Here is a 12,570-nt window from a genome sequence, read left to right as displayed (position 1 = left end):
AGATTATTGGGCTTCCTGTATTTTTGTCGCTTCTGATACACCGTTCTCGTTGAAAGCCTCGATGGTGAAATAATAAGGCTGGTCGGTGGACAGACTCTTTAAAAGTAATTCATTCTTTCCGTATAGGAGCCATGAATTGTATAGTTTATCGGGAGCGATGCCCCAACGGATGTTGTAGCCTTGGCTGTTTTTGACAGCGTCCCAAGTGATCATAGCGTCACGGCGATCCGCTTGGCGAACGACCTTGAAGTTCTTCACCGTCGCAGGTTTCTTGCCCTCACCGATACCGAACACACGCAAGTCCGAGATCGCCAGATGAGGCGTAGGGACCTCTATGTTCTTATAACGGACATAACGGACACGAGCCGGATTATCCACTTGTACGTAATCGTTCGGGACATCCTTATAATTATTCCGGCGATCCACCAACGTTACCCAATCCTGCCCGTCCAAAGAGCCTTCCACCGCATAACGGTGGCGTAAACCGGGAATACGTCCATACATATTCGATTGATGATCGTGATAATTCACTTGCACGGCATACACCGTAGCGGGAGCCTCCAGATCGATCTCTACCCATTCAGTATCTCCATTCGTGCGAGCCATCCAGAATGTCTTACATTCCTCATCCGTCAAGTTGGCCGGAAGGAAATTGGCGGAAGTCTTGGGACGGTTCGATTCCGTGAATCCTTGCGCGGCGGGAGCGGAACCCTCCGCATACGAGGAAGCTTTCACCGGCTTTTTATAAGAAAGCAACATCCACCCCGTAAACTCTCCTTTCTTTCCCGGCTCGGCGGGAGCGTAATGCGGATAATCACCGAAGTTATTATCACAATACATAATGCCCTCCTTATCGAAGAAAGTAGGATACATGCAGAGGCGACGCTCCCAATTCACCGTAGCCGAGAGAGACATAGAGGCGAAATGCCAATAATTACCTCCCGGCCCCACCAAGGTACTTCCGTGTCCGGCACCATTCATGAAACCACCGGGCTTATAGCTTACCGGGTTATGCGATTGGTATTTATACGGACCTAATGGGGAGTCCGCCACATAAACACCATCGGCATATACGTTGAATTCCGTACCGGGGGCGGCATACTGCATATAATATTTACCGTCGTGCTTGGTCAGCCAAGCACCTTCCATATAGCCCCCCAATACCGTATCGGTATGGTTCTCGCCAAAACGTTCCCAGCCATGCTTCGGCATATCCAAGCCGAAAAGCTCGACCGTCTCACCCTCGATCAAGAAACGGTCATCCTTATTCAGTTTCTTGCCCCGAAGCGGATAAACATTGGAAGAGCCCCAGAATAAATAAGCTTGCCCGTCATCATCGATGAATAAATCCGGGTCTTGTAGGTCGTGGAGTATAGCAGGAGTAGCGTTCCAATTACCCGATTTCGGATCATCGGTATAAAGAACGCTCATGGAGCCGGACGGATCACCCATCACATAAAGCACGGAATCCTTATAATTATGAGCGGCGGGAGCGTTGGAACCCTGAGGATACCAGTTTTTACCGGGAGTGATAAAATCCCAGTTCAACAAATCTTTCGAATGCCAGTAGCCATGCGAACGGGTTACGAACATATAATACTCGCCCCGGAATTCTACGACAGCGGGGTCCGCACCCGAACGGTAAGACAGGTTGTTCGATGAGTTATAAATCATATACGTATAATCCACATTAAGCGGATTACAATACGTATTCGCCCGCATGGATTGAGCGGTGGCGGAACCTCCGGAAGCAGCCAAGAATAGAGCGGAAAAGATATATTTTGATAATAGTTTCATGTTGATATGTATTAATTTTTACCGCAGAGAGAAAGAAGACTGATTCGTCTCGTCGGCAGAATTCAAGCCTACCCAAACCGTGAAATCACCCGGCTCGGCTTTCTTCTGCATATCGATACCATAGAAAGCCAGCAAAGCTTCGTCAATCGTGAAAGAGACTTGCTTCTTCTCGCCCGCTTTCAAAGCCACCTTCTCGAAACCTTTTAGCTCTTTAACCGGACGGGTCACGCTACCCGCCAAGTCGCGGATATACATCTGGACGACCGTCTCGCCATCCACCTTACCCGTATTCTCTACCTCAGCCGTTACCGTGATCTTGCCCCCTTTCGTGAAAGAGTTCTGATCCAGCTTCATAGAGTTCACGGCGAAAGTCGTATAGCTCAAGCCATAACCGAACGGGTACAACGGTGTGTTAGGCACATCCATATATCTGGATTTATAATCCGTATCCGGAGCTTCCGGAGGAACCGGGCGGCCTGTCGGTTTCTGGTTGTAATACAGAGGCAATTGACCTACCGTACGAGGGAAAGACATCGTCAGGCGAGCGGACGGATTATAATCGCCACTGATCACATCGGCCATACCATGACCTGCCATCGTACCCAGATACCAAGCCTCCAAGATACCGTCGACATGCTGATCCTCCCAAGAAAGATCCAAAGGACGTCCGTTCACCAAGATCAAACCTAGAGGTTTACCCGTCTTTTTCAATTCTTTCAACAAGGCTTGTTGAGCGCCCGGCAATTTCAAGTCCGTACGGCAAGCGGCCTCACCACTCCAGTTGAAATCCTCGCCCATAGCCGCCAATACGATATCCGCACGGCGAGCCGTAGCGATCGCCTCAGCGAATTTAGATGAATCATCAGTCAAGAGATCACATCCCTCGGCATAAATGAACTTCACGTTCGTACCGGCATATTTCTCGGTCAGACCCTCGAACAAAGAGATACTCTCCTCACGCTCACCCCGGCCGGCCCACTCGCCATTCTGGTTGATCTTATCTTTTACCATCGGGCCGATCAAGGCTACCGTAATATGCTTATCCTTCGAGATCGGGAAGAAGTTATTATCATTCTTCAAAAGGACGATCGAGCGAGCGGAAGTCTCACGAGCCTCTTGCAAGAACTCCGGCTTCATGATCGTATTCTTCTCACGCTCATTGTCCAAGTAACGATATGGATCATCGAACAAGCCCAAGAGGAACTTCATCTCCAAGATGCTCGCCACGGCACGGTTGATATTCTCTTCCGAGACTTTACCCTCTTTCACGGATTGTACAAGATATTGGTTGTAGATGCCACCCGTCATATCCATATCGATACCGGCGTTCGCAGCCAGTTCCCCAGCCTCCTTGTCATTTCGCACGATACTATGGGCTACCATCTCATTGATACCGGTATAATCGGTAACCACGAAACCATTGAAGCCCCAGTCCTTACGTAACAAATCGGTCATCAACCATTTATTACCCGTGCTGGGCACTCCGTTGATCTCATTGAAGGAGGCCATGAACGTAGCGACTCCCGCTTCCTTAGCCGCTAAATAAGGCGGCATATAATAATTCATCAATGTATTTTGCGACAACTCGGACGTATTATAATCACGTCCGGCCTCAGCGGCCCCATAAGCGGCAAAGTGCTTGCAACAAGCCAAGACCGTATTCACGTCGGCCAACGAACGCCAATCGTTTCCTCCTTGGAAACCCTCGACACGGGCCTTCGCGATCAAGCTTCCCAAATACGGATCCTCACCGGCGCCTTCCATTACACGTCCCCAACGGGCATCCCGGGAGATATCCACCATCGGGGCGAACGTCCAAGCGATACCGGAAGCGCTCGCCTCATCCGCCGCGATCGCCGCGCTTTTACGCATCCGCTCCAAATCCCAAGAGCAGGATTCCGCCAACGGCATCGGGAAAATCGTACGATAGCCGTGCACGACATCATAACCAAACAATACGGGTATCTTCAAACGGCTCTCGGACAGAGCCATCTCTTGCATTTTACGTACGCCATCTACCGTATATACATTAAACAAGCTTCCTACAAGACCTTGTTTCAGCAAAGTCTCATAATCCCCCGTCATAACCGGGCCGGTCACATCCCAGTTACAGGAGTATTGGGCCATCTGCCCCACCTTTTCCTCCAAGGTCATTAAAGAGAGCACAGAATCTACACGGCGTTCAATATTTTTGTCGCCGCTGAAGCTTTTCCAGCCACTTACAGCGGGTTGCTGGCATCCACCTAAGGTAGCGGCAACGGCCGCACCAGCGATAAAAGTCGTTAACCTTTTCATTATTCGTATCTGTATTATTTGTTCCAAGTCACCTGCGCCGATTTCACGTCCCGGGAGTTCGTACCTACGTAGATATTGAATAAGCCCGGTTCCCAGATGTATTCCAACGCGCTGTTATAAAATTTCAAGTCTTCCGGCGTAATCGTAAAAGAGACTTTTCGGCTCTCACCCGGTTTCAAGGAGATCTTCTGGAAGTTCTTCAACTCTTTCATCGGACGGGAGATGCTGGCAGCCGGATCGCCGATATATAACTGTACGACTTCCTCGCCCTCTAGCTTGCCCGTATTCGTCACCTGTACGCTGGCGGTCAATACACCGTTCTCTCCTTGCACACTCGTCTTATCCAGCTGAAGATCACCGTAAGAGAAAGTCGTATAACTCAAGCCATAGCCAAACGGATACAAAGGATCGTTCGTGATATCCAGATATTTAGAAGTGAAATGATCATCCGGATTCATTGGGCGGCCTGTTTTCTTAGCATTGTAATACAAAGGAATCTGGCCTACGCTACGAGGGAATGTAGTCGTCAATTTACCGGAAGGATTCACGTCGCCGAACAATACGTCCACCAATCCGCGAGCCGCGGCGGAACCTCCATGCCAAGCCTCAACGATCGCGGAGAATTGGCTATCCTCCCACTCCAAGGTCAACGGACGGCCGTTCGCCAAGACCAACACCACCGGTTTACCGGTCTCCAACAAAGCTCTCAACAGCTCTTTCTGGCTCTCCGGCAAACTAATATCCGCACGGCTGCAAGCCTCTCCGGACCAGTTATTCGGCTCACCCATTACGGCGATGATACGATCCGCATCTTTCACTTGCTCAACCGCTTCCTTCACCAAACGGGTATTCTCCACCGGATCAACCTTCAAGCCACTGGCTTTCGCCAACATCGGCTCGTTCGTCAAATTACATCCCTTGGCGAAGATCACACGGGCCTTATTGCCAACCATTTCCTTCACAGCCTGCACTACGGAAGCCGACTTCGCCGTATCGATACCACACCATGTCCCGAACAACTCAACCTTCTTATCCGCCAACGGGCCTACCACGGCGATCGTCCCTTTCTTTCGCAAAGGCAACAAACCCTTGTCATTCTTCAACAGGACAATGGATTTACCGGCGATATGGCGAGCCGTATTCATATGCTCATCCGTGAATGTATTCTTTTTCGCACGATCTGCGTCCAAGTAGCGATAAGGGTCCTCGAACAAGCCCAATTTATATTTTGCCTCCAATACACGGCGGCAAGCCTGATCGATATCCGCTTGAGACACACGGCCCTCTTCCAGCGACTTCTTCAAGGTCGTGATATAGCCGTTCGTCATCATATCCATATCCAAGCCGGCATGCAAAGCCAAGGCCGATACGGTCTGCGTATCACCCAGACCATGATTGGTCATCTCGCCGATCGAATTATAATCGGAAACGACAAACCCATTGAATCCCCATTGATCACGAAGCAAATCGGTCAACAACCAACGGTTACCCGTAGCCGGAATCGCCTCCACCAAATTAAAGGAAGACATAACCGTGGCACAACCAGCCTCTACAGCCGCTTTATAAGGCGGGAAATACTCATTAAACATCTTGATACGGCTCATATCCACCGTATTATAATCACGACCGGCCTCGGAAGCGCCATACAAGGCAAAGTGCTTCAAGCAAGACAAGATCGTGTTCTCTTTTGTCAAGTCATCTCCTTGATAACCTCTCACCATGGCGGCGGCGATCTTTCCACCCCACCAAGGGTCCTCTCCACTACCCTCGGCGATACGTCCCCAACGAGCGTCACGGGCGATATCCACCATCGGGGAATACGTCCATGTCACACCGTTTGAGCTGGCCTCGATAGCGGCGATACGGGCACTTTGCTCGATCAACGTCGTATCCCAGCTACAAGACAAAGCCAATGGGATCGGGAAGATCGTATGATATCCATGAATCACATCCAGTCCGAACAAAAGCGGAATTCCTAAGCGAGATTCCTTAACCGCTATCTCCTGCAATTTACGGAACGTCTCCAGCTCCGAGCCTCCCGTAGCACCCAGCCAGCCCCGACGAATCGTCTCGTCCGCTCCTTCCGAACCACTCAAGATGCCGGGAACACCCCCACCGGACAAGTTCAGCTGTCCGATCTTCTCATCCAAAGTCATTTTACCCATCAACTGATCGATAAACGTATCCATCGCTCTCGTATCTTGAACGGGCTTTTGTCCGTATGCCGCAAGTGCCAAACAAGCGGCGAATGATAATATAATCTTTCTCATGTTATTTAAATATTAAGATTCTCTCGCATTATGGATCGTGAAACCCAATTTCTTCAAACCGTCCTGGATTTCCGGACAGCTCATAAACAAACGCCACAGAAGGCCCGTACGGTAATTCTCGATCATCGGGGTGATCGTACATTGGTCTATCGCCAGATAACGACGCGGATACCAATTCTCGCCTTCACTGAAAGCGTCGTAAAAACCATACTTACCCCAGATGCTATCTCCCAGATTGAAATAGAAATGCTTCAATGCCTTCGAGGATTCCTCCGGTGTATACGGATAACTGCTCAAGGCGGCTGTCGGCGTAATTACCCCATGATCGTTGGAGGGCATATGCGCGTTATAGCCTTTCACGGAATAGCTGGCGGTCAATCCCCAGCAAGCGTCGCTATATCCTTTGAAGCCCTTCGGATTCTCCGCGCAATAACGGTAATCGATCAATACGTGATTCCGGTTCAAGTCCCAGTAGTTAGCGTATCGATCCGATAAGCCGACCGGACATAGGCCGATATAAGAATAATGTGCCCAGAACAACGGACCGCCGTACTCCTCGGCATAATTATGTTTCAAGATCAAAGGTAAATCGTAAGCGACTGCATCGCTCTTGATCCCTCCTTTACGAGCCCATCCGTTATGATAAGCGGAAGCCGGGATCGGATACGTAGGCGAAGACGCCGCCAAAATATAAGTAATCAGACATTCATTGTAACCTTCCAAAGGAAAATTCATCTCCCATGCGTAATTCGGGCTCCAATGCCAATACAATACATCCTGCCCGTTCAAATACCAGGTCCATTCCATCTCACGCCATAGCTGGTCAATCTTCGCAGCCAACGCTTTCTCGCTCGCATTACCGTCCTTGAAATATTGGCGTACGCATAAGAGACCTTGCATTAAGAAAGCGCTCTCTACCAAATCGCCTCCGTTATCCTTCTGGCCGAAAGGCTTTACCTTACCCGTAGGTCCATGCATCCAGTGAGGCCAGACCCCATGGAAACGATCGGCCTTCGCCAAGTAATCAGCGATTTGATGAAAACGGGCCACACCTTCCTCACGAGTGATAAAGCCACGCTCAATACCTACCAACAGCCCGGCGATGCCAAAACCACTACCTCCGGTGGTCACGATATCAGCGTCGTTCTCAGGATACACGCCATCCGTATGGATACGCTCACAGGCCAGTCCGGAGGTAGGCTCCGCACCTTCCCACATATAATTAAAATGAGCCTTTTGTATATAGGTCAAGAATTCATCATCCGACTGAAAATCCAACTTACGCTCACTGGCCGTAGACTCTGCGGATGTGTCACTTTTCTTGGCCTCATGACAAGCGGTCAACGAAAAGCCAAGCAACAGGGTAACAACGCCTGTACGGAAATAGGTATTCATAGATATATACATTTAAAATAGTTATCGTCTCAATACTTTACTCATCGGTGAACGACCGCTCTCTCCCAATGCCTCGATCGAGAAATAATAGTCCGTATCCTTATCCAAGCCCCTAAAATCGTACATCGTATCTCCCAGTACCGTGATACTGTTGTACAATTTATCCGGCGCTATACCATAATAGATATTGTAAGCGTACGCCTCTTTTACCGGCTCCCAAGTGATCATCGCATTCCGCTTATCCGCTTTTGAGCGTTCCACCTTTAAATTCTTAACGGCGGCGGGAGCTTCTCCCAAACCATTTCCAAAAATACGAAATCCGGACATAGCGAAGTTGCCCGAAGGCACATGTTCGTTCACTATTTTCAAATAACGGGTTTTCAAAGGCTCACGCAACTCGATATAGTCGTGCGGAACGTCCTTGTCGTTATCGCTCTTATCGACTACCAATTCCCAATTTTGTCCATCTATAGAATGATAAATACGATATTGATGATACAAGTCCATCGCCTTATTATGCTGTACGGCTCTATGCTCGTAATAGTTCAACTGGATCGCACGTACCTCTTTCAATCCCTCTAAAGAGATCTGGAGCCATTCACCCGGCTCTCCCGAGCGGGCGGACCAGAAAGTACGCATGCTCTCATCCGTTACATTCTCTGGTACTAACGTACTATCCATGGAAGAGGCCATCACCGGTTTTCCATACGATAGCAACATCCAGCCGGAAAACGTATTCGCGATATCATCTACCTTCCCTTTCGGCGTAAGCAAAGGATAGTCCCCGAAAGCGGTGTTCGAATACATCACGCCATCCTTATCGAATGCCGTAGGGTACAAACCAATACGACGCTCAAACTTATATTTCAAAGAAAGCATGCAAGTAGCCACATGCCAGTAATTACCATACGCATCCTCGAAAGTACCACCATGACCGGCACCTTGTACGAAACCTCCCGGCTTATAGCTCATCGGGTTATGTTTCTGGTAGGTGAACGGGCCCATCGGTTTGTCGGATACATAAACTCCATCCGCATAGACCTTGAACTCCGTTCCCGGCGCACCGTATTGGAAATAATATTTACCGTTATGCTTGGTCACGAAAGCTCCTTCCGTAAAAGGCGCTAAAGTCGTACTATCGTCATTGTTCATCCCGAAACGTTCCCATCCGTGTTCTTCCGGGCGCAGCATCATGATCTCTTGGATCTTGCTGATCGGGTGGAAATCACGGCGATCCAATTCCACTCCCTTCAAAGCGAACTCATTACTTGAACCATAGTACATATACAAACGTCCGTCATCATCCAGCAAAAATGCCGGGTCCCAGCTAGGAAGAGCCGTTTTCTCCACATACCGCTTGAACTTTCCGCTTTTCGGGTTCGTACTATACCAAATAGGCAATCCCGCATAGGTAGAACCGGTATAGAACAAGGTATCTCCACTTACGAAAGCGGCCGGAGCGCACAAGTCGTCATCTTCCGGATAACGTTGGAAACCGGCGAATACAAACTCCCAATTACTCAAGTCCTTGGAATAATAGAATCCGGCTTGATTCGTGGCGAAAAGGAAATATTCCCCTTTATACATGACCATCATCGGATCAGCCGTAGAGCGGAAAGAGCCATTCTTCACCAAATCCGGCAGATTCGCCCGGAAGCAGTAGCTCAAATTCATCGGGTTGCAATAGGTAGAGGGATGATCGGCCGTAGCGTCAAACCAGCGGGTAGCTTGCTGAGGAGCTTTTACCCGTACATCACGAGGATCCGCTTCCATCCGGATATCTATTTTCGTATCGTTATCGCCAAACGTGCGATAAGCGTACTTCATCCCCGGATAATACACGAATAACTCATGATCGTAGCGGCTTGCTTGTATCTTATAATAGCCTGTCGCATCGGTGGTATAATGAACCGGGCTAGCCGTGAACATCACCGTAGCGCCTTCCAAGGGCTTGCCGTCCGGTCCGGTAATCGTACCTTCCAGAAAATGCTCTGGGGATACGGTAATATAGTAATCGCTTACCTGCCCCTTGATCACGATCACGGAATCTCCCCGCTCGTTTACTTGAGCGTTTACGGTAGAGACCGCAAAGAAAGAGGCAAGGAGTGATACGAGCATACACTTATTGTAGGCTTTTAAGGAAGCGCTAGAAACTCCTACGTCTTTCCGGAAAAACATGTACGTGTTTTCCGAAAAAGACGTACATGTTTCCGAGAAAACACGTACATGTTTTTTCCAAGAAGCGATAGCCCTATTTATTCTATTACATGCCAGCATATTATGTTCAAGATAAGTTATTGTTGTTTTTTTGTCGCATTATTATTTTATGGATTGAATCTTTTGGATACCTTTCTGGACATCCGGATGGCTCATGAAAAGGTTCCACAACAGATTCGTACGGTAATTCTCGATCATAACCGTTACAGGCGCTTGATTCAATCCCATAAATAAGGGAGATACCCAATTTACAGTCAAGTTGAAAGCATCCCGGAAACCATACTCACCCCATAAGAAGCTGCCGTGGTTACGATAATAATTCCGCAAGGCTTTCATGGAAGCGTCCGGCGTATAAGGGAAAGAAGCCAGAGCGCCCGTAGGTGCCATCGTTCCGTTATCCCTGTGCGGCATCGGCTCCTGAGCTTGATAGTTCCAAGCGAAATCGCTGGCGGTTAATCCCCAACAATCTTCTCCATAACCAACATACCCCCCTTGGTTCTCGATACAATACCGTTGATTGATCTTTGCCATTTTCTGGTTGTTCTCGAAATAATTCGTGTACTTATCCGTGAACTTATGTGGGTCCAGCCCGAGATAGGAGTAATGGATAAAGAAAAGAGGACCTCCATTAGAGACACCTACTTTCAAGTTCTCCCCATAATAAGTATTGCCATTCGTATACATCTTACCATCTTCTACACGCCCCCAATCGGCACGGTATTCTTGCGCATACTCCTCTTGGCTGGCCCAGCCGCTATAATACATCTCCGGAGAGATTCCGTATTTCGGCCCCATGATAGCCAACATATAGGTAATCATGGTCTCATTCCAGCCGATCAATTTATGATTGATCACCCACGCCTGATCTGGAGACCAGTGCCAATATAGATATGGGCTGTCCTTAAATTGCTTATACCAGCTCCATTCCACGTTCTTCCACAGAGAATCGATGCTCCTACGGATTTGTTTCTCCTTGTCATTCTCTTGGTCGAAATATTGACGAGCCGTTAACAGCCCTTGGAATAAGAAAGAGGTCTCCACCAAATCACCTCCATTATCTTTCGGGCCGAAGAAAGCGACCGTCTTCCCGGTTGTCCCATCAATAAAGTGAGAGACCGCCCCATGGAATTTATCCGCTTTCTCCAAGAAAGAAGTGATTTTCAAAAAACGCTGTACGCCCTCTTCCCGGGTGATAAATCCCCGTTCGATACCCGCCACGATCGCCATGATACCGAAGCCGGAAGCCCCGGTAGCGATCATATCATTCCGTCCGGGAATATTCTCACGGGCAAGACCGCTGTTTGGCTCCGCTCCCTCCCAATAATAACGGAAGTTCGCTTCCTGTACCATATCCAGCAATTGCTCGTCCGTCATTGGATAGGTAGTGGCCGAGACTGTCTGGGAATCATTGGATTCATTCAGCGCATAATCCACGGCCGTCACCTTATAATAAGCCTTTTTACCAACCTCTCCCAAGAAATCGGTATAACGATTCATCCAAGGGCGGCGGATAGCGACCGGTTGGTAAGTAACCCCGTCGAAAGAACGGTAAATGCGATAGTATTTTATATCCTCCTTCGATTGAGGAATCCATTTGATATCGATATGACGCTCATACGCCTTGGCTTCCTGCAAGACCGGAGCGTTTAAGGCACTTACCGACGGGAGGGAAGCCGGCAAAAGCTCTATATCGTCCAGATAAATCGTATATTCGTTTCCATCGGCCGTACCGGGACGAAGGGCTACGGCCGCTAATTTCTTGATGTTCGTATCGTTCACGGCGTTTAATCCGAAATCCTTCAAAGGAATAGATACGGAATGCCATACGCCGGGACGTGTATCTTTCAGATAATTTCTCAGGTTTAGGTATTGGGTATACGTGCTGTCCGCATAACGAATAGCGATATTGGGAAGAGCGGCAGCATTCATGCTCTCTCTCAACCGCACTTGCATAGAGAGCGTAGAGGGTTCACGAAAGAAGTCATTGCCACGGACCGGGCAATATTGTATCTCGCTATACCAATCTCCACCGGGAGCGGATACATAGGTAAGCTCCAAGGAATTGCCGGGCGTAAAAGCGACAGAGCCGGCAACCGGAAGATGATGTCTCGCATTTTTAATCCAAGAGGGTGAGGTATATTTCGCTTGAGAATAAAAGTAATCCCCTTTCATCAAGCTATTCTCGAAGAAAACATAGTCGTAAGGTTTCTCCACCGCTTGCAAGCTGGCGGACAATAAGAGAGTAGTTAGTAATGCGATGTGTTTCATGATGCTGATATTTATATAAATAAACGATATGATTTGAGATAAAATAGGCGGTGCCAAACGGGTTGACACCGCCTTGCCAAACTACAAAGGTCTAGTAAATAATGAGAATCTTATATTACTCTGTTACTTCCGGCTCAAAAGGCACAGGCTCAGCTTCTAAGTTAGGATTCAAGTCAATTTGATCCTGTGGTATCGGATAATATTCGCTTTCTCCTTTCACAAAACCCGGAAGTTCTTGAGTGGCTCTGTCCGTACGGACTAAATCGAAGAAACGTTCGCCCCATTCCAATGCCAACTCAACTTGACGCTCTTTCAGAATTTGATACAA

7 protein-coding genes (1 of these 7 running past the window's edge) are annotated in these 12,570 nt (G+C 48.6%); all 7 read right to left on the bottom strand.

The features are described 5' to 3' along the window. Nucleotides 1–3: 3 nt before the first annotated feature. On the bottom strand, nucleotides 4–1,797 hold the full coding sequence (locus QVP94_RS16710; RefSeq protein ID WP_008773153.1) for a family 43 glycosylhydrolase: 1,794 nt from the start codon (nucleotides 1,795–1,797) through the stop codon (nucleotides 4–6). A gap of 18 nt (nucleotides 1,798–1,815) precedes the next feature. Continuing rightward, on the bottom strand, nucleotides 1,816–4,092 hold the full coding sequence (gene bglX, locus QVP94_RS16705) for a beta-glucosidase BglX (RefSeq protein ID WP_005860283.1): 2,277 nt from the start codon (nucleotides 4,090–4,092) through the stop codon (nucleotides 1,816–1,818). Nucleotides 4,093–4,106: 14 nt separating this feature from the next. After that, nucleotides 4,107–6,362 (bottom strand): beta-glucosidase BglX, encoded by a 2,256-nt coding sequence (bglX, locus tag QVP94_RS16700; protein ID WP_022193042.1) that lies wholly within the window; start codon nucleotides 6,360–6,362, stop codon nucleotides 4,107–4,109. A 12-nt stretch (nucleotides 6,363–6,374) separates the two neighbouring features. Continuing rightward, entirely contained in the window at nucleotides 6,375–7,769 is a 1,395-nt protein-coding gene (locus QVP94_RS16695; protein ID WP_036629106.1) for a glucoamylase family protein, read from the bottom strand. A gap of 9 nt (nucleotides 7,770–7,778) precedes the next feature. Beyond that, complete coding sequence (locus tag QVP94_RS16690) at nucleotides 7,779–9,935, bottom strand: family 43 glycosylhydrolase (protein ID WP_005860287.1); 2,157 nt, start codon at nucleotides 9,933–9,935, stop codon at nucleotides 7,779–7,781. Between the two features lie 141 nt (nucleotides 9,936–10,076). Continuing rightward, on the bottom strand, nucleotides 10,077–12,242 hold the full coding sequence (locus QVP94_RS16685; RefSeq protein ID WP_022193041.1) for an exo beta-1,2-glucooligosaccharide sophorohydrolase: 2,166 nt from the start codon (nucleotides 12,240–12,242) through the stop codon (nucleotides 10,077–10,079). 115 nt (nucleotides 12,243–12,357) lie between these two features. Further along, nucleotides 12,358–12,570, bottom strand: the end of a protein-coding gene (locus QVP94_RS16680; protein WP_022193040.1) for a RagB/SusD family nutrient uptake outer membrane protein. It continues 1,317 nt past the right edge of the window; 213 of the gene's 1,530 nt are visible here — the last part of the coding sequence; the start codon falls outside the window, past its right edge; its stop codon occupies nucleotides 12,358–12,360.

The organism is Parabacteroides sp. CAG:2, assembly GCF_000436315.1.
GTDB lineage: Bacteria > Bacteroidota > Bacteroidia > Bacteroidales > Tannerellaceae > Parabacteroides > Parabacteroides distasonis.
This window is presented reverse-complemented; position numbering and strand designations above follow the sequence as displayed.

Coding starts and splice junctions, on each gene's coding strand:
- QVP94_RS16710 (WP_008773153.1), bottom strand. CDS start 1,797: ATGAAACTATTATCAAAATATATCTTTTCCGCTCTATTCTTGGCTGCT.
- bglX (WP_005860283.1), bottom strand. CDS start 4,092: ATGAAAAGGTTAACGACTTTTATCGCTGGTGCGGCCGTTGCCGCTACC.
- bglX (WP_022193042.1), bottom strand. CDS start 6,362: ATGAGAAAGATTATATTATCATTCGCCGCTTGTTTGGCACTTGCGGCA.
- QVP94_RS16695 (WP_036629106.1), bottom strand. CDS start 7,769: ATGTATATATCTATGAATACCTATTTCCGTACAGGCGTTGTTACCCTG.
- QVP94_RS16690 (WP_005860287.1), bottom strand. CDS start 9,935: ATGTTTTTCCGGAAAGACGTAGGAGTTTCTAGCGCTTCCTTAAAAGCC.
- QVP94_RS16685 (WP_022193041.1), bottom strand. CDS start 12,242: ATGAAACACATCGCATTACTAACTACTCTCTTATTGTCCGCCAGCTTG.